At 69.3% G+C, this 21265-nt stretch carries 20 protein-coding genes; 5 read left to right on the top strand and 15 right to left on the bottom strand.

The features are described from left to right. Positions 1-84: 84 nt before the first annotated feature. The 4 genes from VEA62_RS15035 to VEA62_RS15050 form a co-directional block, all read right to left on the bottom strand. Positions 85-1014 carry a TraB/GumN family protein gene (locus VEA62_RS15035; RefSeq protein ID WP_324823297.1) on the bottom strand — a complete coding sequence of 310 codons (930 nt, stop codon included), beginning with the start codon at positions 1012-1014 and terminating at the stop codon, positions 85-87. A gap of 128 nt (positions 1015-1142) precedes the next feature. Beyond that, positions 1143-1559 (bottom strand): hypothetical protein, encoded by a 417-nt coding sequence (locus tag VEA62_RS15040; protein ID WP_324823299.1) that lies wholly within the window; start codon positions 1557-1559, stop codon positions 1143-1145. Next, a complete protein-coding gene (locus VEA62_RS15045; RefSeq protein WP_324823301.1) occupies positions 1556-1870 on the bottom strand; it encodes an autorepressor SdpR family transcription factor in 315 nt (104 codons plus the stop codon). Before VEA62_RS15045 ends, VEA62_RS15040 begins: the two co-directional genes overlap by 4 nt. A gap of 73 nt (positions 1871-1943) precedes the next feature. After that, positions 1944-2510: a DUF721 domain-containing protein gene (locus VEA62_RS15050; protein ID WP_324823303.1), complete on the bottom strand. Its 567-nt coding sequence runs from the start codon at positions 2508-2510 to the stop codon at positions 1944-1946. 21 nt (positions 2511-2531) lie between these two features. On the opposite strand from VEA62_RS15050, the gene VEA62_RS15055 reads away from it, so the two are divergent. After that, positions 2532-3584 carry an A/G-specific adenine glycosylase gene (locus VEA62_RS15055; protein ID WP_324823305.1) on the top strand — a complete coding sequence of 351 codons (1053 nt, stop codon included), beginning with the start codon at positions 2532-2534 and terminating at the stop codon, positions 3582-3584. Here the strand turns inward: VEA62_RS15055 and VEA62_RS15060 are convergent. From VEA62_RS15060 to VEA62_RS15070, 3 genes are all read right to left on the bottom strand, one after another. Next, positions 3581-5728, bottom strand: coding sequence for a glycogen debranching N-terminal domain-containing protein (locus VEA62_RS15060; RefSeq protein WP_324823307.1), 2148 nt, complete (start codon positions 5726-5728; stop codon positions 3581-3583). The two genes, VEA62_RS15055 and VEA62_RS15060, sit on opposite strands and share 4 nt — an antisense overlap. Positions 5729-5844: 116 nt before the next feature. Further along, positions 5845-6957, bottom strand: a complete 1113-nt coding sequence (locus VEA62_RS15065) for a glycosyltransferase family 4 protein (RefSeq protein WP_324823310.1) — start codon at positions 6955-6957, stop codon at positions 5845-5847. 123 nt (positions 6958-7080) lie between these two features. Then, a complete protein-coding gene (locus VEA62_RS15070) occupies positions 7081-8160 on the bottom strand; it encodes a site-specific DNA-methyltransferase (RefSeq protein WP_324823312.1) in 1080 nt (359 codons plus the stop codon). A 132-nt stretch (positions 8161-8292) separates the two neighbouring features. Between VEA62_RS15070 and VEA62_RS15075 the strand changes: the two genes are divergently transcribed. The 3 genes from VEA62_RS15075 (at position 8293) to VEA62_RS15085 (ending at position 13535) form a co-directional block, all read left to right on the top strand. Then, positions 8293-9561, top strand: coding sequence for an alpha/beta hydrolase (locus VEA62_RS15075; protein WP_324823314.1), 1269 nt, complete (start codon positions 8293-8295; stop codon positions 9559-9561). A gap of 564 nt (positions 9562-10125) precedes the next feature. After that, on the top strand, positions 10126-12816 hold the full coding sequence (gene ppdK / locus VEA62_RS15080) for a pyruvate, phosphate dikinase (RefSeq protein ID WP_324823316.1): 2691 nt from the start codon (positions 10126-10128) through the stop codon (positions 12814-12816). A gap of 188 nt (positions 12817-13004) precedes the next feature. Beyond that, positions 13005-13535: a porin family protein gene (locus VEA62_RS15085; protein WP_324823318.1), complete on the top strand. Its 531-nt coding sequence runs from the start codon at positions 13005-13007 to the stop codon at positions 13533-13535. A gap of 61 nt (positions 13536-13596) precedes the next feature. Here VEA62_RS15085 and VEA62_RS15090 read toward each other — a convergent pair whose 3' ends face one another. Next, positions 13597-13860 carry a hypothetical protein gene (locus VEA62_RS15090; protein ID WP_324823320.1) on the bottom strand — a complete coding sequence of 88 codons (264 nt, stop codon included), beginning with the start codon at positions 13858-13860 and terminating at the stop codon, positions 13597-13599. Positions 13861-13991: 131 nt separating this feature from the next. Here VEA62_RS15090 and VEA62_RS15095 point away from each other — a divergent pair, with 131 nt between their 5' ends. Beyond that, positions 13992-14471: a hypothetical protein gene (locus VEA62_RS15095; protein ID WP_324823322.1), complete on the top strand. Its 480-nt coding sequence runs from the start codon at positions 13992-13994 to the stop codon at positions 14469-14471. Between the two features lie 2 nt (positions 14472-14473). On the opposite strand, the gene ychF is transcribed toward VEA62_RS15095, so the two are convergent. The 7 genes from ychF to VEA62_RS15130 form a co-directional block, all read right to left on the bottom strand. Continuing rightward, complete coding sequence (gene ychF / locus VEA62_RS15100) at positions 14474-15571, bottom strand: redox-regulated ATPase YchF (RefSeq protein WP_324823324.1); 1098 nt, start codon at positions 15569-15571, stop codon at positions 14474-14476. A 73-nt stretch (positions 15572-15644) separates the two neighbouring features. Then, complete coding sequence (locus tag VEA62_RS15105; RefSeq protein ID WP_324823326.1) at positions 15645-16127, bottom strand: copper chaperone PCu(A)C; 483 nt, start codon at positions 16125-16127, stop codon at positions 15645-15647. A gap of 76 nt (positions 16128-16203) precedes the next feature. Next, positions 16204-16824, bottom strand: coding sequence for an aminoacyl-tRNA hydrolase (gene pth / locus VEA62_RS15110; protein WP_324823327.1), 621 nt, complete (start codon positions 16822-16824; stop codon positions 16204-16206). A 76-nt stretch (positions 16825-16900) separates the two neighbouring features. Continuing rightward, positions 16901-17587 (bottom strand): 50S ribosomal protein L25/general stress protein Ctc, encoded by a 687-nt coding sequence (locus VEA62_RS15115; RefSeq protein WP_324823329.1) that lies wholly within the window; start codon positions 17585-17587, stop codon positions 16901-16903. Positions 17588-17733: 146 nt separating this feature from the next. Next, entirely contained in the window at positions 17734-18840 is a 1107-nt protein-coding gene (locus VEA62_RS15120) for a hypothetical protein (RefSeq protein WP_324823331.1), read from the bottom strand. A gap of 128 nt (positions 18841-18968) precedes the next feature. Beyond that, positions 18969-20174, bottom strand: a complete 1206-nt coding sequence (locus tag VEA62_RS15125; protein WP_324823334.1) for a hypothetical protein — start codon at positions 20172-20174, stop codon at positions 18969-18971. 84 nt (positions 20175-20258) lie between these two features. Beyond that, a complete protein-coding gene (locus VEA62_RS15130; RefSeq protein WP_324823336.1) occupies positions 20259-21194 on the bottom strand; it encodes a ribose-phosphate pyrophosphokinase in 936 nt (311 codons plus the stop codon). Positions 21195-21265 lie beyond the last annotated feature (71 nt).

The following is a 21265-nucleotide window of genomic DNA, read 5'->3' on the forward strand; positions in this document are numbered from 1 at the left end:
CCAGTGTATCGCTGAACAGCCGATCTAGCCAAAGAAGATCGACTGCGCCAGCGGCTCTCGCCCCTGCCCCATTCCAGCTCCGGATCAAGGCGCGACCGTGACCTCCACGCCCCGGGCCCTCAGGATTTCCTGCACGCTGTCGTCGCCGCTCAGGTGCAGGGCCCCCACGGCGATGAAGATCGTGCCCGAGCCCTCCAGCAATGTCTGGATCTGGTTGGCCCAGTTGGTGTTCCGCCGCACAAGCAGGGTGTCGTACAGCAGAGGCGTTGCGCGCATGGGATCGACGGCGAGCGCCCGGACCGTCGCGGTGTCGCCCGCCGCCCAGGCGTCCACCAGGCGGTCGATCTCCGTCTGCGCCGCCCCGAACTCGGCGAGGGAGCGCCGCAGGTAGGCCAGTTGCCCCTCCTCGGGGAAGCCGGCCAGCATGCGTATCTGCTCCTCTTGCGTCTCGAATCCGCTGACCGCCATGCCGGCCGCCTCGGCCCGCGCCTTCAGGATCGGCTCGACGCCCGAGGCCGGAGCATAGCCGGCGCTGATGATGGAGGCGCTCTGCACCGTCACGCCCGCCAGCCAGGGACGCATGGCGTCAAGATCGGCCGCGGCGCCTCCCAGGGTGCGGGCGGCGGCGTCCAGGGTGGCGATCTCCCGGGCCGTCAACAGGGCGGACAGAGGCCGCTCCGGCGAGAGGCCGTACTGACGCATCAGCGGGCGCAGCGCCGCCTGATCCTCGGGCGTGTCGACCTCCATGATCAGTTGCGAGGCGCTGTCGAAGGCTGCGTCCAGCCGCGCGGAGCCCCAGCCGGTGGTCGGCCGCAGCAGGTGCATCGTGCCGAACAGGTAGAGGGTCGAATCGGCGTCCCGCACGATCCACAGGGCCGGTCCTCGCCCCTCGGGCGCGAGCGGGATTGCGGCTGCGGCGTCCTGGGCGAACGCGGGAGCCGGGCTCGTCCCGAGGAACAGGGGCATTGCCAGCGCCGCGGCGACAGCGGTTCTCAGGTGTCTGCGGAGGGTCATCTGGAAGTCCTGTCTGGTGGAACCGGCGTCGGCTGACGATCGGGCGAACGGAAGCGACGGGCGGATGTCGCCGTCCGGTCAGGAAGGGGATGGGGCGTCCGCGGGGGACGTGGTTCAGACGGGGTGAGTCAGTGGCCGGTCGAAGCGCCGCCGGCGCGCCGGCAGGACATGAAGGCCCACACGGAGTAGCCGAGCGTCAGCGCCGTTGCACCGCCGACAACCACGATCGAGGCGATATTGGCGATGTTCAGCGGTGCGAAGGCCCAGAGGCCTGCATAGGCGAGGGCGGCCAGCGTCATCGACCAGCCCCCGACCCTCAGCGCGGCCTGGGCGGCGGCCTCGGCGCGCGGCGAGCCGCGAGGGCGTCCCGGTTGCTTGGGCATCATGTTGGCGTAGCCGGCGAGCATCAGTCCAATCAGGACCTGCATGGCCCGCCTGGCGCCCTCGTCGCCGATCCATCCGGCGCCTTCGGCATGACGGAGGGCGAGAGCGGCGGCGACGATGAAGGCGGCGAGGGCGATCGCCGGAACGAGGCGACTGATCATGGCTGGATTTCCTTTCCGGGAACGTCCGTCTGGTCGGCGGGGGTCGCGGCGGCGCCGATGCCGAAAGCCTGGCTGAAGCCGAGCAGCGCCTCTTCGAGCACCGACAGCTTGAGCCGATAGGTGATGGTCGTGCCCTGCTTGTGGGCGTCGACGAGGTCGGCCTCGCGCAGGACCGCGAAATGCGCCGACAGAGTCGGTTTGGAGACCGCGAAATGCTCGCTCAGTTCGCCTGCCGTCATGGGCCGCTGGCGCAGCAGCTCCAGCACCCTGCGGCGGGTCGGGTCGGCCAGAGCCTTGAAGACCTTGTTCATGTCTCGTTGTTTAGCTAAACATCGAAATATGTCAAGCGCCGATGCGCGCGGGCCGCAAATCCGCTGCGGCGGCTCATTCTCCGGAGCGGTCCCGGCCCTTGTGCGGATCGCCCATCACGGCGCGGCCCAGCCGCTCCAGCGGCCCCTTCAGCGCATCCGGAGCATCCGCCACGGCGGCCTTGAGCTCCGCCTCCTGATGCGCGGGCAGGGGCGCGGGGCCGGCTCGCGGCCTGACCGGCTTCGGCAGGCCGACTGGCGGCTTCACCGGCCCTTGGGCGATCCTCAGCTTGTCGACGCTGCCGGGGCCGAGGAACAGATTGACCCGCTGCAGGATCTCTTCCGACTGGTGCTGGACCAGCAGGGCCGCAGGGCCGGCCACGCGCAGCTCCAGCGTCCCGCCCGTCCCGCCGCGGCCCTTGCTCAACTTCTGCGGTCGCGTCACGCGGGCCAGCCGCTCGCCGACGATCTCGGTCCAGCGCGGCTCCAGAGCCGAGGCGCCCCGGCCGAATTTCGCATCGAGCTCCCTGATCAGCCCCTGCAGCGCCCGACCCGCCTTCGGCGCCGGGCGGGGGGCGGGGCGCGTGCGCCGTCGCGACAGGATTTCGCGGGCCTCGGCGTCTGTGGGCAGCGTGCGGCGCATTTCCGGTCTATAGCGCGGGGAATGTCCGCCGTCCCGGTTCAAGTCCCCTTCCAGCTGCCCGATGGGGCGCCCGATCTGCGCGCGGCCCTGCTGGACTGGTACGATATCCACCGGCGGAGGCTCGCCTGGCGCCCGGCCGCGGACGAGGCGCGCCCCGATCCCTACCGCGTCTGGCTGTCGGAGATCATGCTGCAGCAGACCACCACGCCGCATGCGACGCCTTATTTCGAAGCCTTCACCCGTCGCTGGCCGACGGTGTCGGATCTGGCCGCGGCTCCTGACGCCGACGTCATGGCCGCCTGGGCCGGGCTGGGCTACTACGCCCGCGCCCGCAACCTGCTGGCCTGCGCTCGCGCCGTCGCCGGCGGGCATGGCGGCGTCTTCCCGGACACGGAGGCGGGTTTGCTCGCCCTGCCCGGGGTCGGCGCCTATACCGCCGCCGCCGTCGCCGCCATCGCCTTCGGTCGCCCGGCCAATGTCGTCGACGGCAACGTCGAGCGGATCATGGCCCGCTTGTTCGCGGTCGAGACGCCGCTGCCCGCCGCCAGGCCAGAGCTGAAGCGGCTGGCTGGCGTCCTTGTGGCCGATCACCGGCCGGGCGACTGGGCCCAGGCCCTGATGGACCTGGGGGCCACGGTCTGCCGTCCCGGCAATCCCTTGTGCGACCGCTGCCCGCTGACCGCCTGGTGCGCCGCCTTCCAGTCAGGCCAGCCCGGCTGCTGGCCCCTGAAGACGAAGAAGGCCGACCGCCCCCGCCGTCACGGGGTCGTCTGGGTTCTGCGGGACGACCGGGGCCGCGTCGCCCTCGTCCGGCGACCGGACAGGGGCCTGCTCGGCGGCATGATGGGCCTGCCGACCTCTGACTGGTCGGCCGCGCCCGTCGAGGCCGCGCCGCCGGCGCCCGCGGACTGGCGCGTCGCCGGCGCCATCGACCATGTCTTCACCCACTTCGCCCTGACGCTGGAGGTACGGGCAGGCGAGGGGACCGGTGATTTCGTCTGGACGCCGGTGGACGAGGCCCTGGCCGCCCTGCCGACCGTCTTCCGCAAGGCGCTGGAGCGGGGCCTCGCCTAGCCCAGCGTCCGCACCGACAGCCGCCCGACGGTCCGGCGCGGCATGACCACCGTGTGGGCTCCCATCTGCTGGAAGGTCAGGTCGACCTCGCCCTCGCCGACCTGCAGCCGGGTGATGTTCAACCGGTCGATGCCCGAGGGCAGCAGCGGCTTGTCGATCTCCACCACGCCCTCGATAGCGTCGATGCTGACGCCCAGAGCCGCCTGCAGCATCAGGAAGACCGAGCCCGCCGCCCAAGCCTGCGGCAGGCAGGCCACCGGATAGGCGATCGGCGGCTCGCCCGGGATGCGCTCGAAGCCGCAGAACAGCTCAGGCAGGCGCAGGTGGAAATGGGTCGCCGCCGCATAGATCTCGCCCAGCAGCAGGGCCACGGCCCGGCGCTCGCCGTACTGCGCCATGCCCGCCGCCGCCATGGCCGTGTCGTGGGGCCAGACCGAGCCGTTGTGATAGCTCATCGGATTGAAACGCGCCTGCCCCGTGGCCAGCGTCCGTACGCCCCAGCCGGAACGGAACTCGGCTCCCAGCATCCGCTTCGTCACCAGCCGGGCCCGTTCCGGCGACGGCAGACCGGTGAACAGCAGGTGCCCCGCGTTCGATCCGATCGAGCGGCACTGCTCCCCGTCGCCGTCCAGGGCGATGGCGTAGAACTGCTCGTCCTCCATCCAGAACCGCGCCTCGACCAGCGCCCGCACGGCGCCGGCCCGGGCGGCCCATTCGGGCTGTCGCTGATCGCCGATGGTCCGGGCCATGTCGGCCATGGCCTGCCAGGCGGCGTAGGCGTAGCCCTGCACCTCCAGCAGGGCGATGGGCCCCTTCGGGAAACGCCCGTCGCGGTGGAAGATCGAGTCCTCGGAGTCCTTCCAGCCCTGGTTCGACAGCCCCGTCTCGGCGGCGCGCTGGTAGCTGATCAGGCCGTCGCCGTTGACGTCGCCGTGGTCCTTCATCCAGCCCGTGGCGGCGATGAGGTTGGGCCACAGGGCCCGGATCGTCGCGACGTCGCCGGTCCGCTTCAGATAGGCCCCGGCCAGGGCCACGAACAGGCAGGTGGTGTCGACGCCGCCGTAGTAGAGCCCGAACGGCACCTCGCCGAGCGCGCTCATCTCCCCGCCGCGCGTCTCGTGCATGATCTTGCCCGGCGCGGAGTCCTGGAAGGCCGAGAAGTCGGTCGCCTGCCGCATGGCCAGATAGGTCAGCACCCCCTTGGCCAGGCTGGGATCGATCCACAGCATCTGCCAGGCGGTGATGATCCCGTCGCGCCCGAACGGCGTCGAGAACCACGGCACCCCGGCGTAGGGATAGGGTCCGGTCGGCAGGTCGGTGGTCAGCAGGGCCACGTCGGCCCGGCTCTGGTCCAGCCAGTCGTTGAAGCGCGGGTTGCGCGGCCCCCGGATCGAGGCTCCCCGCCGCCGCCGGACGCGCATCTGGACCCGCGCCTGCACCGCATGCAGCCTGAACCGCGCCTCGTCCGGGGCGTCGCAGGCCCCGGCGCCGCACTCGATATAGAGGTCGACGCGCCGTCCCTTCGGTAGGCTGAACATGAACTCGGCGCGCGAGGCGGTCAGCCGGGCGGGCGGCTCCGAAAAGGCCAGGCAGCTGCTCCGCCGCACCCCGTCGACGCCGAGGTAGCGGAACGTCACACGGCGCCCGTCCACCGCCGGCGTCTCCTGCGACCCCCGCTTCGCCCTTGGCGAACCGCGCACCTGGAAGATGTCGGCGAAGTCGGCGGCGAAGTCGAAGGCCAGCGGCAGCAGCACGTCCTCGACGCCGTGATTGACGATCCGCACCCGCTCGAACATCCGCCGGTCGCGGATGAAGCGCCGCCGCTCGATATGCAGCACCCCCGCCGGGGCCGAGCGCCCGCCCATCGGCGGCAGCGGCCGGTTGGTCGAATGGGCGGTGAAGAAGACGTTGTCCTGGCTGATGCCGGAACTCAGCCGCGACGGCCGCGCCAGCCCGGCCGTCATCACGAAGCGCGACAGCAGCCGGGTGTCGCTGTCGAACAGGCCGTCGGCCCCGCCCTTCATGTCGCCCCAGAGGTCCGCCACCGCGAAGGTGTCGGCGTCCTTCAGCGCCATCAGCTGTTCGAGGCCGTCCGCGTCCTGCGACTCGGCGGCGGTGACCTGGACTGTATAGGCGTCATCCATGCGGAAGCTCGAAGCGGTTGCGGCGGGGCCTGCCAGCGTGGTGGCGGAATGCGGACCCTTGATGACGGCAATGGTACGCTAATGGACAAGACCGCCGGAGGTTCAGGCCATCGTCGTCAGCCCACGCTGGCGAAGCTGCGGTCTTCGGCCGGGCGCAGCGGCGTCACCACGTCCGCCAGCGGCTCCTCGGCGAAGGGCCGGCGGGCCAGCAGGTCGCCATAGACGTCCAGATAGCGCCGGGCCATGGCCGTGGCCGAGAAGCGCAGTTCGAACCGGGCGCGGATCGCCTCCCGGTCCAGCAGGTGGGCCCGCCCGGCGGCGGCGACCGCCTGCTCGAGCGTGTCGACCAGATAGCCGGTGGCCCCGTCCTCGACGATCTCCGGCACGGAACCGCAGCGGAAGGCCACCACCGGCGTGCCGCAGGCCATCGCCTCGATCATCACCAGGCCGAACGGCTCGGGCCAGTCGATCGGGAACAGCAGCGCCTCGGCCCCCCCGAGGAAGGCCGACTTCTGGTGATCGCCGATCTCGCCGACGAACTCGACCAGCGGATTGCCCTCGACCATCGGCCGGATCACCGTCTCCCAATAGACCTTGTCCGCGGGATCGACCTTGGCCGCCATCTTCAGCGGCTTGTTCAGCCTGGTGGCGATCTCGATGGCGCGGTCGGGGCGCTTCTCCGGCGAGATGCGGCCCAGGAAGGCCAGATAGCCGCCGGGCGCTTCCGAGAATTTGTACAGGTCGCCGGGCATGCCGTGGTGGACCGTGGCCTTCCAATTGGCCAGCGGCAGGGGGCGGCGCTGGTCGTCCGAGATCGACACCAGCCCGAACTCGCCCCACCGCTCATAGACGCCGGGCAGGTCCTTCAGGTCCAGCCGTCCGTGCAGGGTCGTGATCGTCTTGTCGGCGTGGCGGGCGAAGAAGGGGAAATGGATCATGTCGGTGTGGAAGTGGATCACGTCGAAATCGTCGACGCGCTTCAGCACCTCGGACAACTGGCTCATGTGCGCCGCCAGGTCCGACTTGAGCGGGCTGGGGTCCAGCCGGATGGCCTGGTCCCGCACCGGAACAAGCCGCGCCCGGGTCTCCGCGTCGGCGGCCGCGAACAGGGTCACCTCATGGCCCAGATCCACCAGCGCGTCGGTCAGGTGTGCGACGACCCGCTCCGTGCCGCCGTACAATTTGGGAGGGACCGCCTCATAAAGAGGCGTGACCTGGGCGATCTTCATGGCGCGCTCTCAATGTCGGAAATCAGACTCGGGATTTAACCTTCGCACCTGCGAAGGGTTCCTCGCCAACTGGCGAATTTCCGCTGCCCCACCGGGCCTTGCAGCGCTACCGCGAACGCGCCGTCACTGCATCCCGGCGCGAACCTCGGCCCGCAGCGTATCGATCGACCGCAGGCCCTGGTCGGACTTGAATCGCCAGTAGGTCCAGCCGTTGCAGGCCGGGGCGTTCTCGAACAGGGCGCCCAGCTTGTGGATCGAGCCGCTCAGCGATCCCGACACCAGGGAGCCGTCGGCCCGGACCCGCGCTTCGCGCTCGCCCTTGGGGCAATACAGCCGGTCGCCGGGCCGCAGAAGGCCGGCTTCCACCAGGGCGCCGAACGGCACCTTCGGCTCGGCCCGTTTCGACCCCATCACGGCCAGGTCCTCGGGCGCCGCCGGGATCACCGCCTTGATCCGTTTCTCGGCCACCCTGGCATAGCCCTCGTCGCGCTCGATGCCGATGAAGTGGCGGCCCAGCCGCTTCGCCGCCGCGCCCGTCGTGCCGGTGCCGAAGAAGGGGTCCAGCACCACGTCCCCGGGCCGGGTCGCCGCCAGCAGCACCCGGTGCAGCAGCGCTTCCGGCTTCTGCGTCGGATGGGCCTTCTTGCCGTCGGCGTCCTTGATCCGCTCCTCGCCGGTGCACAGGGCGAAGGTCCAGTCCGAACGCATCTGGGTGTCTTCGTTGAAGGCCTTCAGGGCGTCGTAGTTGAACGTGTAGCGCTTCTGTTCGCGCGACCGGGCCGCCCAGATCAGCGTCTCGTGGGCGTTGGTGAACCGCGTGCCCTTGAAGTTCGGCATCGGGTTCGACTTGCGCCAGATGATGTCGTTCAGCACCCAGAAGCCGAGATCCTGGATCGCCGAGCCCAGCCGGAAGACATTGTGATAGCTGCCGATCACCCAGATTGAGCCCTCCGGCTTCAGCACCCGGCGGCATTCGGTCAGCCAGGCGCGGGTGAAGGCGTCGTAGGCTGCGAAGCTGTCGAACTTGTCCCAGTCGTCGTCGACCGCGTCGACCAGGCTGTTGTCGGGCCGCAGCAGGTCGCCGCCCAGCTGCAGATTATAGGGCGGGTCGGCAAAGACCATGTCGACGGAGGCGTCGGGCAATCCCTTCAGCACCTCGATGCAGTCGCCCCTCAGAACGACATCGGTCTTCAACCCGGACATATCACTCGGCCCCGTACAGCTTGGAGAGCGAGTGGTGAATCATCGCGGTTAAGGGCGGGTTAGCCCGGCGAATTTCACGGAACGAACATAGGTCCGCCGGTGTTGGGCTGGCGCCTCCCCGAAAGTAGCCCGATGATCCTGTTCGCCTTTCTCCAGCGCCTGTTCGCAATCGCGTCGGTGGCGGTCTTCGCTGTCGCCGCATGGCTGCTGTGGCGCTGGTATGACGCCGATCATCTGGCCGGGACGCTCGGTTATGCCGAGCCCTCCAGCGCGGGCCTGTGGTGGGGCGCCGGCCTGATGGTCTTCGGTCTGTTCGGCCGCTTCCCGATGCTGATGCTGCTGGGTCATGGCAAGAGCACCGCGCTCGCTCGCCGGGCCGACAGCGTGAATATCCCCGGTGCTGACGGGGCCGTCCTGCATGTAGAAATGGAGGGCGCCGCCACCGGGCCGATCCTCGTCTTCACCCACGGCTGGGGCCTTTCGGCGCGGATCTGGGCCGAGGCGCGAGCCGATCTCGGCTCCCGCTTCGGCCTCGTCTTCTGGGATCTGCCGGGCCTGGGCCGCTCGGGCCGGCCGACCGCGGGCTATTCGATCGAGGGTTTCGCCGAGGACCTGCACGCGGTGATCGACAGCCTGCCGGGGGACCGGCCGGTCATCCTCGTCGGCCACAGCATCGGGGGCATGACCGTGCAGACCTTCTGCGCCCGTCACCCCGAGCTGCTGAACCGGCGCGTCGCCGCCATCGTGCTGGAGAACACCACCCATACCAATCCGCTGGAGACCATGGTCTTCTCGCGGGTGTTCAGGCCGCTGCAGCCGATGATCGAACTCGCCTCCAGGCTCGACATGGTCCTGTCGCCGGCGCTGTGGGTGATGAACTGGCAGGCGTACCTCAGCGGCTCGACCCACCTCGCCGCGCGGCTCGCCGGTTTCGGGACCCGCCCGACGCGCGAGCAGCTCGAGCGCACGGCCCGCCTGCCGACCAAGAACTCGCCGGCGGTGCAGGCGCGCGGCAATGTCGCCATGATGCACTGGTCCGTGACCGACCGCCTGCCGCGGATCGATGTCCCGGCCCTGGTCTTCGTCGGCGGCCGCGACCTGATCACCAGGGATCACGCCGGCGAGACGATCGCGAGCGCGCTGCCCCAGGGCCGGCTGGTCCGGGTCGACGACGCCGGCCACATGGGCCCGGTGGAAAAGGCCGCCTTCTACAATGAGCAGATCGGCGATTTCGCCGAATTCGTCCGCCTGCTGCGCAGCCGCGCGCCCGCGTCCGCGCCCTCGCGCCGATCCTTCCTTTCACCCGACGCCGACCTCGCCCCGCCGGCGCGGCTCGACGACGAGCCGGTGGACCGCGACCGTCCGGGCGTCGGCGCCCGTCCCGCGGCCCGACCGATCTAGCTCCCCCGTCATCCTCTGGCCTGACCCGGGGATCAGATGCGGGGCCGGGGTGTGCGAGGAAGACGGCCACGCAATCGCGACCGCAATCCGACCACGGTGCACCGGACGGTCTGATCCTCGGGTCAAGCGACCTGATAGCGGACCACCACGAACCGACCCTGCCATCCGGTACCCTGCCATCCCGGCCATTCCGCGCCATTCCCTGCCATCCCGTACCTTGGCGAGTATCGGCGAATTGCCCGGTGTGGGGGCCTGCGTCCGCTTCTGACGTCGGCGCGTGCTTTCATTGGGCAACAGGAACGGACGTCCTTGCAGAGGGCCGATCGCGGCCCTCCACGCGCGAGCAGCGTCCGAAGAAAGGGAGGAGACGAGGGTGCGGGAGTGTCGGAATGACAGGGTTTCGCGATTTTCGAATGACAGGGTCGGTCAGGCCGGAACCGTCACAGCCGCTCACGTTTTGTTACACCCTCAGCCTCGCCTTGCCGCCTCCGGCGCGGTAAGCGGGGCCTGCACCGCGAGGGGATGCGAGTCCCCCGCGACGGACAACGGCTCAGGGGCTGGTGAATGACTCAGTGGGTGTACGGCTTCGGCGGCGGCTCCGCCGACGGCGACGCGTCGATGAAGAACCTTCTTGGCGGCAAGGGCGCGAACCTGGCCGAGATGTCGTCGCTGGGCCTGCCGGTGCCGCCGGGCTTCACCATCACCACCGAAGCCTGCGTCCACTATTACTCCAACGGGCAGAGCTATCCCGCCGACCTCGCCGGCCAGGTCGCCGCCGGCCTGAAGAAGGTCGAGGCCGTCGTCGGCAAGACCTTCGGCGATCCGAAGAACCCGCTGCTGGTCTCGGTCCGCTCGGGCGCCCGCGCCTCCATGCCCGGCATGATGGACACCGTCCTCAACCTCGGCCTCAACGACGAAACCGTGGAGGGGCTGGCGGCCCTCAGCGGCGACCGCCGCTTCGCCTTCGACAGCTACCGCCGCTTCATCACCATGTACTCCAACGTCGTGCTGGGCCTCTCCCACGACGACTTCGAGGAGGTGCTGGACGATCACAAGGATCGTCTGGGCGTCACCATCGACACCGACCTGTCCGCCTCGGACTGGGAGAAGGTGGTCGCCGACTACAAGCGGGTGGTCGAGGACAATCTCGGCCACGCCTTCCCCCAGGATCCGAACGACCAGCTATGGGGCGCCGTCTCGGCCGTCTTCGCCAGCTGGATGAACGACCGGGCCAAATTCTATCGGCGCATGCACGACATCCCCGAAAGCTGGGGCACGGCTGTGAATGTGCAGTCCATGGTCTTCGGCAACATGGGCGACACCTCGGCCACCGGCGTGGCCTTCACCCGCAATCCGTCGACCGGCGAGGCGAAGCTGTACGGCGAATTCCTGATCAACGCCCAGGGAGAGGATGTCGTCGCCGGCATCCGCACGCCACAGTCGCTGACGAAGGCCGGCCGCGAGGAGATGGGCGAGACCGCCCCCTCGATGGAAGAGGCCATGCCCGAGGTGTTCGCGCAGTTCGTCGACGTCGTCGGACGGCTGGAAAGCCACTACCGCGACATGCAGGACATCGAATTCACCGTCGAGCAGGGCCGGCTGTGGATGCTGCAGACCCGCAATGGCAAGCGCACCGCCAAGGCCGCGCTCAAGGTCGCGGTCGATCTGGCGGCCGAGGGAGTCATCTCGGAAGAGGAGGCCATCGGCAGGGTCGAACCCTCGGCGCTCGACCAGCTGCTGCACCCGACCCTGGACCCGAAGGCTGAGCGCAAGGTCGTCGCCGCCGGCCTCCCGGCGTCCCCGGGCGCCGCGACCGGCAAGGTGGTGTTCGACGCCGACGAGGCCGAGCGCCTGTCCCAGCTGGGCGACGCCGTCATCCTGGTGCGCGAGGAGACCAGCCCCGAGGACATCCACGGCATGCACGCGGCGCGCGGCATCGTCACCGCCCGCGGCGGCATGACCAGCCACGCGGCGGTGGTCGCCCGCGGCATGGGACGGCCCTGCGTCTCCGGCGCGGGCGAGATCCAGATCGACGCGCGGGCAGGGACCTTCACCGCCCGCGGCCGCACCTTCAGGGCGGGCGAGGTCATCACCATCGACGGCTCGAAGGGCGAGGTGCTGGACGGCGCCGTGCCGATGATCGAGCCCGAGCTGACCGGTGACTTCCAGACCCTGATGGCCTGGGCCGACAAGGTTCGCCGGCTCAAGGTCCGCGCCAACGCCGAGACGCCGCTCGATGCGAAGACGGCCCGCGGCTTCGGGGCCGAGGGCATCGGCCTGTGCCGCACCGAGCACATGTTCTTCGACGACGCCCGCATCGCCGCCGTGCGCGAGATGATCCTCGCCGACGACGAGGCCGGGCGCCGCGCGGCGCTGGCGAAGATCGCGCCGTTCCAGAAGGCCGACTTCGTGCAGCTGTTCGAGATCATGGCGGGCCTTCCCGTCACCGTCCGCCTGCTCGACCCGCCGCTGCATGAGTTTATTCCGCACAGCGAGGCGGAGATCGATGCGCTGGCGGCGACCCAGGGCCTCGACGCCGCCAAGCTGAAGCGCCGGGCCAGGGAACTGCACGAGACCAACCCCATGCTCGGCCACCGCGGCTGCCGTCTCGGCGTCGCCTACCCCGAGATCTACGAGATGCAGGTGCGCGCCATTCTTGAGGCGGCGCTGGAGGTGAAGAAGACCGCGGCCGAGGCCCCGATCCCCGAGATCATGCACCCGCTGGTCGCGCTCGGCCTGGAGATGAAATACCTGCGCGAGCTCACCGACCGCACAGCCGGGGCCGTGTTCGCCGAGGCCGGCGACCGGGTCGACTATCTGGTCGGCACCATGATCGAGCTGCCGCGCGCGGCCCTGCGCGCCGGCGACCTGGCCGAATACGCCGAGTTCTTCTCCTTCGGCACCAACGACCTGACCCAGACCACCTTCGGCATCAGCCGCGACGACTCCGGCCGCTTCCTCCAGGCCTATATGGACAAGGGCATCTTCGAGACCGACCCCTTCGTCCGCCTCGACCAGGAGGGCGTCGGCGACCTGATCCGCATCGCCGCCGAACGCGGCGGCGCGGCGCGTCCCGACATCAAGATGGGTATCTGCGGCGAGCATGGCGGCGATCCCGCCTCGATCGCCTTCTGCGAGCACGTCGGCCTCAGCTACGTCAGCTGCTCGCCCTACCGGGTCCCGATCGCCCGCCTCGCCGCCGCCCAGGCCGCCCTGCATGAGAAGGCTGGCACGGAGCGGGAGAAGGACCGCTAGGAGTCGGATCGCCAGAATAAGAACACGATAAGGTCACCTTTGGCGTATCGTTGTCTGTGTCATGTCGTGCACAGTCATGCGGCAGTCGTCTGGTGGTACTGGAACGCCTTCCACCACCGCCCATTTGTGTCTCCGCTGGATGGGGCTGGTCACCGCAGAAGTGACCACATCTAGAGGATACAGAAACAATGCGTAACGTACTTCTCGCGACCGCCGCTCTTACTCTCTTCGCCGCTCCGGCGATGGCCCAGAGCTTCTCCGACCCGCAATGGACCGGCTCGGTCGGCTACACCCACCTCGACAGCGGCGATGAGAGCCTCGGCGCGATCACCGGTCGGGTCGGCGCCAAGCTGTCGCGCTATATCGGCGTCGAGGGCGAGGCCTCGTTCGGCGTCAAGGACGAGGACGTCACCATCGGCGGCGTCGACGGCACGGTGGAGCATGAATACGACGCCGCCCTCTACGCCGTGGGCTCGGTGCCGGTCAGCGAGAACTTCGAGCTGTTCGGCCGCGTCGGTTACGGCACCACCTCGATCAAGGCCGACGTCGCCGGGGTCACCGCCAGCGAAGACGGCGAGAGCCTGAACTACGGCGCAGGCGCCAACTACTTCTTCGATGGCCAGAACGGCCTCCGCGCCGACTGGACGCGCCGCGACTTCACCGACGACCAGGGCGGTGAGATCGACACCTACGGCCTCAGCTTTGTGCGCCGCTTCTAGGTTCCGGAACGACGAAGGCCCGCGGCGATCGCCGCGGGCCTTTCCCGTCGATGGAGGCCGTTCAGGCCACGCCGGGCTGCAGCGCCCACCGCATCGAGCCTTCGCCGAACGGCTTGAAGAACAGGTCGCGATATCGCTCGAACACCTCGACGATCCGGTTGGCCAGGTCCTGGGCCACGGTCTCGCCGCGCTGTCGCTTCATCGCGCAGACGCACTGGACGACGTCCTTCTGGTGAGCGGAACCGCCCATGCGCTTGAGCACCGCGGCTATGTCCTGCGCCAGCGGATCGATCTGCGTTGCCCACGGATTGGTGTTCTGAGTCATTCGGGACACCCCCTTGTTCTCGACACAGAAGAACGGGTCGCAAATACTGGCGGGGGATGCAAGCGTGACCGCGAATTCGTGATCGGGGCGAGAATCGCGGAGCCCACCGCTCACAGCCGCGTTCTGGCGCCATGACCCTCAGCCGTCTCAGCCTGATCGCCGCCTTCGCCGTCGCCGCCTGCGGCCCCGGCGAAGCCAATCCGCCGACAGACCCCGCCGAGCCCATCGAGACGCCCGGGGCTGCCGCGCCGCCGGCGGCGCCACCGCCGGGAGCCGGCTCCATTCTGCCCGGCACCGGACCGCGCAGCTTCGTTGGCCGCTGGGCGGCCGACGTGTCCTGGTGTCCGAACACGACCGGACCGCAACGCCCCATCGAGATCACCACCACCCGCTTCGAAGGCTATGAGAACAGCTGCGCCATCGGCTCCGTCGACCAGGTCGCCGATGGCTATGAGGCCGCCCTGACCTGCGCCGCCGAGGGCGCCGTTTCCACAGAGCGGGTGCGGATGGCCGTTTCGGAGCAGACGATGCGTCTGACCTGGCTGAACCGCGACAACGCGGTGGTCACCCTGACGAAATGCACCACGCTGGAGGAAACTTCCGCCGGCTAGGATCAGCCGTTGAAGAGGAAATGCATCACGTCGCCGTCCTTGACGACGTAGCTCTTGCCTTCAGCCCGCATCTTGCCGGCCTCCCTGGCGCCCTGCTCGCCCTTGAGGGCGACGAAGTCGGGATAGGCGATGGTCTCCGCCCGGATGAAGCCCTTCTCGAAGTCGGTGTGGATCACCCCCGCCGCCTGCGGCGCCGTCGCTCCGATGGGGATGGTCCAGGCGCGGGCCTCCTTGGGCCCGACCGTGAAATAGGTCTGCAGACCCAGCAGGGCGTAGGCCTCGCGGATCAGCCGGTTCAGGCCCGGCTCCTCCAGCCCCATGCTCTCCAGGAACTCGGCCTGCTCCTCCGGCTCGAGAACGGCCAGTTCGGAATCGATCTTCGCCGAGATCACCACCGCCTTGGCGTTGTCGGCGGCCGCGCGCTTCGCCACCAGGTCCGACAGTTCATTGCCCTTGTCCGCTGACCCCTCGTCGACGTTGGCGACATAGAGGGCGGGGAGAGACGTCAGCAGCTGCAGCATATGCCACGCCTTCTCGTCCTCCTTGTCGACCTGGACCACACGGGCGGGCTTGCCGGCGCGCAGCGGCGTCAGCGCCATGTTGATGAGACGCAGCGTCTGCTGGGCTTCCTTGTCGCCGCCCTTGGCCTTCTTCTCGACGTTGACCACCCGCTTCTCGAGGCTTTCCAGGTCGGCGAGCATCAGCTCGGTCTCGATGATTTCGAGGTCCGAGATCGGGTCGATGCGGTTCTCGACATGGGTGATGTCGTCGTCGACGAAGCAGCGCGCCACGAAGGCCACGGCGTCGCAGTCGCGGATGTTGGCGAGGAATTGGTTGCCGAGGCCCTCGCCCTTCGACGCGCCGCGCACCAGGCCGGCGATGTCGACGAAGGTGATCCGCGAGGGGATGATCTCCTTCGAGCCGGCGATGGAGGCCAGCACCTCGAGCCGCGGCTCGGGCACGGCCACGTCGCCGGTATTCGGCTCGATGGTGCAGAAGGGATAGTTGGCCGCCTGGGCCGCCGCCGTCTTCGTGAGGGCGTTGAACAGGGTGGACTTGCCGACGTTGGGCAGGCCGACGATCGCGACTTTCAGAGCCATGGGGGCTGGGTTTTCCTTGGTGAGCGCGAGCCTTTAGCGGGTCGCGGCCGGTTTGTCAGGCTCAGGCGCCGGCTCAGTGCGTGGCGTGGCCGGAGTCGCTTGTCGCGGGCTGCCCGACGGCGGCGGTCACCTCGACGGGAGCGGCGGAGGCGAAGGTCAGGGTGAGGGGAACCGTGTCCCCCGCCTTGAGCGGTTCGGCGACGCCCAGCAGCATGATGTGGTTGCCGCCCGGCTTCAGCTCGACGGCCTGGCCGGCCGGGAGAGGCAGGCCGCCCTCCAGCTCGCGCATCATCATCATATTGCTCTCCATGCGGCTCTCATGGATCTGGGCGCGTCCCGCGACAGGGCTGGCGACGGTCAGAAGCCGGTCGTCGGTGCTGGCGGTGAGGGTCAGATAACAGCCGGTGGTCCTGCGGCCGACGGGGGTCGGCCGGCACAGGGCGCCCGAGATCTCGACGGCGCCGGACCTGCCGCCGGCTTCCTTGTCGCCGGCTGTGCAGGCAGCCAGGCCGCCGGCGAAGGCGATCAGGGCCAGGAGAAGTGGGGCACGGGCCATCTGGAACGCCTTCTGAGGGATGGCGGGGGTCTAACGTCGGCGCCGGGCGGCTGCAAGACGGCGTCCTGTCGCGCGCTCAGCCTTCGCCGCGCGCCGCCTGGCGGGGACTGAATTTCGGAGCCGGAGCAAGGCGCATGACCTCCGCCTGGTAGCGGTCGTCGTCGCCGACCAGCGCGAAGGGCAGGGCGTCGGCGGCGGCGGACAGCATGGCTTCGAGCCACGGCTGGTCGGCCTTGTGGAAGTCGCTGAGCACATAGCCGTGGACCAGCTGCGGCTCGCCGGGATGCCCTATCCCCATGCGTGCGCGGCGGAAATCGGGGCCCAGCTGGCTGATCAGGGAACGGACGCCGTTCTGTCCGGCCGCACCGCCGCCCGCCTTCATGCGGAAGCGGCCGGGGGCCAGATCGATCTCGTCGTGGAAGACGATGACTTCGGAAGGCTTCACCTTGTAGAACCGCGCGGCCTCGGCCACGGCCCGCCCGCTCTCGTTCATGTAGGTCTGCGGTTTCATCAGCAGGACGCGGGTGCGGCCGGACGCCGTCTCCACCTCGCCCTCGCGGATGACCGACTGGAATTTGGCGCGCTCCGGCCCGAAAGACCACCGTCGGGCGATCTCGTCGGCGGCCATGAAGCCGATGTTGTGGCGGTTGCCCTGGTATTTCGGTCCCGGATTGCCGAGGCCGGCGATGATGATCATGGCGGGTTCCGGATAAGGAAACGGCCCCGTCCGTCTCCGGATGGGGCCGTTCCAGTAGCAGCTTGTCGCGAGAGGATCAGCCCTCGGCGGTGTCTTCCGCGGCGGCGTCTTCGGCGGCGGCCTGTTCGGTCGCCTCGACCTCGGCGGCGGCTTCGGCCACTTCGGCGTCGTGCGCTTCGTCCGCGGCGGCCGAGATGGCGGCCGAAGAGGTCTTGATCGAGGCGATCACGAAGTCACGGTCGGTGATGGTCGGCTCGACGTCGGCCGTGCCCTTCAGGTCGGTCCAGCGGATGGTGTCGCCCAGCTTGTGACCGGCCAGATCGACGATCAGGTCTTCGGGGATGTGGTCGGCGCGGACCTTCACCTCGACCGAGTGACGCACGACTTCCAGCGAGCCGCCCTGACGGAAGGCTTCGCACTGGTCCTGGTTGATGAAGTGGACCGGGATTTCGATCTTGATGGTCTGCTTCTCGTCGACCCGCATCAGGTCGAAGTGCAGCGGACGATCCGACACGGGGTCGAATTGGACGTCGCGGGCGATGACCGGCTGGGTCTCGTCGCCGTACTTCAGCGTCACCAGGTGACCGAGCAGCTTGCCGGTGTAGAGCGACTTGCGGAAGTCGCGCTCGTTCACCGAGATCGCCACCGGGGCCTTGTCGCCGCCGTACAGGACGCCCGGGACCATGCCCGCGCGACGCGCGGCGCGGGCGCCGCCGGTGCCGACGCCGTCACGGACATCAACGTTCAGAATGATCTCGGCCATCTGGCTCGCCTCAACAAACAGAAACGCCGCGCTGACGCAATCGCCCGCGCGACGGGGTCCTCGAACCCTCGAATTCAAGAGGGCGGGCTATTACACGCAGACGCCCGGTGACGCAACCGTCCGGGCGCACGGAACGCGCCGCGGGCTCAGCCGTCGCTGTTCAGGGTCGCCGTGGCCGAGGCCGAGGCGGCGGCCGCGCCGGCGGCGACCGCCCCGGCGGCGACGGGGGTCTGGACTACGGCAGGCTCGGAGCCGGCCACCTCGGTCGTCGGAGCGGCGATCGGCGCCGGCTTGATGTTCTGCGCCGTGCAGGTCGCCAGATCCCGCGCCACGTGCCGGCCGATGCAGAAGATGTCCTCGTAGCTGGGACGCGAGGCGGCCAGGCACTGGAACAGCATCAGCTTGGACATGTTGAGGCAGAACTCGCTGTTCTGCTCGACCGTGAGGGCTTCGGTATTGGCGCGGGCGTCCTCGCCCCCGGCGCCGAGCGCCGCGAGGGCCGCAAGCGCCAGCGAGCGCACCACCGCCGGCGTATAGGGCGGTCCCGATCGGGCTGGCGTCACGGTCAGGCCCGAGCCGCTGTTGGCGGCGGCGAACAGCCGGGCAGACTCATCGGCGGATGGCAGCATCTGAACCGCCGACAGCGCCTTGGCGCCCTGCAGGCGGGTGTCGCGGTCGGCGATATGGACCGTGGCCCAGCGCCGACGCGGGTCCGACCGGCCCTGAATGGTATAGGCGTCCTCCTCGACCGCGTCGGCGATGGCCAGCATCGTGGCGGAGTCCCGCCCGATGGCTTCGATGATCAGGCCGGCCGCGGCGTCGGCGCCGGGCAGGGTGGCGGCGTAGGCGGGATCGGCGATGATGCGGGCGACCATCTCCTGCCGGACGGTCGGATCGACGGCGTAGGTCCGCACGCCCTGGACGAACTCGGGCGACTGCAGGGCCAGGATCGAGCCATAGGCGATCATCCCCCGCGACAGCTGGGCCGGCTCGTACGATGCGCCCTTGCGGATCGCGGCCTGGATCGACTCGGCGGTCGGGAAGCCGGCCTCGATCGTGGCCGCGTCGCGCATGAAGGCGACATAGATGGACGCGGCCTGCGCCACGCCCTCGTTCAGGCTGACTGCGGGAGGCGGCGGCGGAGGCGGCGGCGCCGGTTCGGGTTCCGGCTCCGGAGTGGCGCAAGCCGCCAGAACGGCCATCGCGGCAATGGCGGCCAGCGACAGGCCGCGGCGAAAACGAGCCTCAAGCATACGAGATCCCCACCCTGGACACACGGCGCCACCTTCGGACACCGGACCTGGAAACCCTTATAACGCGGCCAAAGTGGTTCTCCGAGGGTTAATGCCAGCTTGGCTGGAGCGTGCGGCGATATGCGTCTCTAGTCCCCGGAAGGGCGTACGGGCTGGGTATTCAGCCGTTCCGTCAGCGACGGGGCCGGGCGTGGGGGCGCGGCGGGCGTCGGAACTGGCGAAATTGTGATCGGCCGCGCAGGGGCCGGCGGCGGGACCGGCCGGATGACGATGGGCTCGGCCGCCGGGGCCGGCGGGTCGGCGGGCCTGACGTCCGACACGGTGACGATCGGCGCTGGCATGGCCGCGCCGCGCGAGCAGGTGGCCAGATCGCGAACGATGTGGCGGCCGAGGCAGAACATGTCTTCGTAGTTGGGACGTGAGGCGGCCAGGCACTGGAAAAGGTTCAGCTTCGACATGGCGAGGCAGCCTTGGCTGACCCGGTCGAACTGGAGGGCGTCGGTATTGGCGCGGGCGTTCTCCCCGGCGTAGCCGAGGGCGGCGAGCGCCGCGAGCGCCAGAGCGTTGACGACAGCCGGGGGATAGGGCGGGTTGCGGGGCGCTCCGCTGACGGGCAGGGCGCCGCCGCCGCTGTGGGCGGCCGCAAACAGTCGCGAGGCCTCTTCGGCCGCCGGGCGGAATGTCTGGGCCGAGCGGGCCTTGGCGGCTTCCAGACGTCCTTCGCGATCGACGACCTCAGCCACGCCCCATGCCCGGCGGGGATCGTACCGCGCCTGAATGGCGTAGGCGTCGTTCTCGATGGAGTTCGCGGCGCGCCCCAGCGCGTTGATGTCGGCTGACAGCGTGGCCATGACGAGGCCCGCAGCGGCCTCCGCCCCCGGCAGCGTCGAGGCGTAGCCGGGGTCGGCCACGATGCGGGCCACGATCCGTTCCCGCGTCACCTGATCGTCGGCGAGCCCGCGCACGCCGGAGACGAACTCGGGCGACTGCAGGGCGAGGATCGAAGCATAGGCGACCAGGCCGCGCGAAATCTGCTCGGGATCGTAGGCCGCGCCGCGTCGTAGCGCCGCCTGAATCTGTTCGGGACTGGTGAAGCCGCCTTCGAGCGCGGCCATGTCCCGGCTGAACGCCATGTAGACAGCCGCCGCGTCGGCGACGCTCTGGTTCATCCGGATCGCCGGCGGCGTTCGCGCGGCGATCGCGGCGGCTTCCGCCGCGATCTGGGCGGCCTCGATCTCCGCCCGGGTGGGGGCGTCGGACGCGCAACCCGCCAGGATCCCGGCGGCGGCGAGGGCGGCGATGTAACGGCTGCGGCGCGTAAGGACCGGACGCATCAGGACTCCTCGGATTACCGGCGTCCAGCAACGCCCAATCTGAGGGCGCAAATGGGGCGGGCGCCGATAGGGTTCCGTTGAACCTTAGTCGAACAGCTTCGAGACGGATTCCTCGTTGGCGATGCGCCGGATGGCCTCGCCGATCAGCGGCGCCACCGAAACGCGGCGGATCTTCTTGCAGTCGACGACCTCGTGGGGCGACTCGATGGAGTCGGTGATGACCAGTTCCTTCAGGGGGCCGTCGGTGATCCGCTGCACGGCCGGACCCGAAAGAACGCCATGGCTGATATAGGCCGAGACCTCCGTGGCGCCCTTGTCCATCAGGGCCTGGGCGGCGTTCACCAGCGTACCGCCGGAATCGACGATGTCGTCGAACAGGATGCAGCGTCGGCCCTCGACGTCGCCGATGATGTTCATGACCTCGCTCTCGCCCGCCTTGGGGCGTCGTTTGTCGACGATGGCGAGGTCCGCATCCAGGCGCTTGGCGAGAGAACGCGCCCGGACGACGCCGCCGACGTCCGGAGACACGATCATCAGGTCGTCGCCCCGATGGTAATGTTCCTTGATGTCCTGGGCCAGCACGGGTGTAGCCAGCAGATTGTCGGTGGGAATGTCGAAGAAGCCCTGGATCTGGCCGGCGTGCAGATCCATCGTCAGGACGCGGTCGGCCCCGGCGCGGGTGATCAGGTTGGCTACCAGCTTGGCCGAGATCGGCGTCCGGCCACCAGTCTTCCGGTCCTGCCGGGCGTAGCCGAAATACGGCATTACCGCCGTGATCCGTCGTGCCGAGGCCCGCACCAGGGCGTCGGTGATGATCAGCAGCTCCATCAGGTTGTCGTTGGCCGGGTAGCTTGTCGACTGGATGACGAAAACATCCTCGCCGCGGACGTTCTCCTCGATGACGGCAAAGACCTCGTTGTCGGCGAATCGCTTCACGTCGGCCTTGGTCAGCGGCATGTCGAGGTGCGCCGCGATGGCCTGGGAGAGCGTCCGGTTGGAGTTGCCAGAGAGCAGCTTCATGTCCGGTCATCCTTTCGCCGTCATCGCCCGGCTCAGAATGCCGCCGTCGCGTTGGCGCGCTACATATCAGG

This window comes from Brevundimonas sp. (genome assembly GCF_035627475.1).
In the GTDB taxonomy this organism is placed as follows: domain Bacteria; phylum Pseudomonadota; class Alphaproteobacteria; order Caulobacterales; family Caulobacteraceae; genus Brevundimonas.

What these genes read in the sequence shown, in the direction of transcription:
- VEA62_RS15035 (WP_324823297.1), bottom strand. Translation starts at nt 1,014, where the DNA reads ATGACCCTCCGCAGACACCTGAGAACCGCTGTCGCCGCGGCGCTGGCA.
- VEA62_RS15040 (WP_324823299.1), bottom strand. Translation starts at nt 1,559, where the DNA reads ATGATCAGTCGCCTCGTTCCGGCGATCGCCCTCGCCGCCTTCATCGTC.
- VEA62_RS15045 (WP_324823301.1), bottom strand. Translation starts at nt 1,870, where the DNA reads ATGAACAAGGTCTTCAAGGCTCTGGCCGACCCGACCCGCCGCAGGGTG.
- VEA62_RS15050 (WP_324823303.1), bottom strand. Translation starts at nt 2,510, where the DNA reads ATGCGCCGCACGCTGCCCACAGACGCCGAGGCCCGCGAAATCCTGTCG.
- VEA62_RS15055 (WP_324823305.1), top strand. Translation starts at nt 2,532, where the DNA reads ATGTCCGCCGTCCCGGTTCAAGTCCCCTTCCAGCTGCCCGATGGGGCG.
- VEA62_RS15060 (WP_324823307.1), bottom strand. Translation starts at nt 5,728, where the DNA reads ATGGATGACGCCTATACAGTCCAGGTCACCGCCGCCGAGTCGCAGGAC.
- VEA62_RS15065 (WP_324823310.1), bottom strand. Translation starts at nt 6,957, where the DNA reads ATGAAGATCGCCCAGGTCACGCCTCTTTATGAGGCGGTCCCTCCCAAA.
- VEA62_RS15070 (WP_324823312.1), bottom strand. Translation starts at nt 8,160, where the DNA reads ATGTCCGGGTTGAAGACCGATGTCGTTCTGAGGGGCGACTGCATCGAG.
- VEA62_RS15075 (WP_324823314.1), top strand. Translation starts at nt 8,293, where the DNA reads ATGATCCTGTTCGCCTTTCTCCAGCGCCTGTTCGCAATCGCGTCGGTG.
- ppdK (WP_324823316.1), top strand. Translation starts at nt 10,126, where the DNA reads ATGACTCAGTGGGTGTACGGCTTCGGCGGCGGCTCCGCCGACGGCGAC.
- VEA62_RS15085 (WP_324823318.1), top strand. Translation starts at nt 13,005, where the DNA reads ATGCGTAACGTACTTCTCGCGACCGCCGCTCTTACTCTCTTCGCCGCT.
- VEA62_RS15090 (WP_324823320.1), bottom strand. Translation starts at nt 13,860, where the DNA reads ATGACTCAGAACACCAATCCGTGGGCAACGCAGATCGATCCGCTGGCG.
- VEA62_RS15095 (WP_324823322.1), top strand. Translation starts at nt 13,992, where the DNA reads ATGACCCTCAGCCGTCTCAGCCTGATCGCCGCCTTCGCCGTCGCCGCC.
- ychF (WP_324823324.1), bottom strand. Translation starts at nt 15,571, where the DNA reads ATGGCTCTGAAAGTCGCGATCGTCGGCCTGCCCAACGTCGGCAAGTCC.
- VEA62_RS15105 (WP_324823326.1), bottom strand. Translation starts at nt 16,127, where the DNA reads ATGGCCCGTGCCCCACTTCTCCTGGCCCTGATCGCCTTCGCCGGCGGC.
- pth (WP_324823327.1), bottom strand. Translation starts at nt 16,824, where the DNA reads ATGATCATCATCGCCGGCCTCGGCAATCCGGGACCGAAATACCAGGGC.
- VEA62_RS15115 (WP_324823329.1), bottom strand. Translation starts at nt 17,587, where the DNA reads ATGGCCGAGATCATTCTGAACGTTGATGTCCGTGACGGCGTCGGCACC.
- VEA62_RS15120 (WP_324823331.1), bottom strand. Translation starts at nt 18,840, where the DNA reads ATGCTTGAGGCTCGTTTTCGCCGCGGCCTGTCGCTGGCCGCCATTGCC.
- VEA62_RS15125 (WP_324823334.1), bottom strand. Translation starts at nt 20,174, where the DNA reads ATGCGTCCGGTCCTTACGCGCCGCAGCCGTTACATCGCCGCCCTCGCC.
- VEA62_RS15130 (WP_324823336.1), bottom strand. Translation starts at nt 21,194, where the DNA reads ATGAAGCTGCTCTCTGGCAACTCCAACCGGACGCTCTCCCAGGCCATC.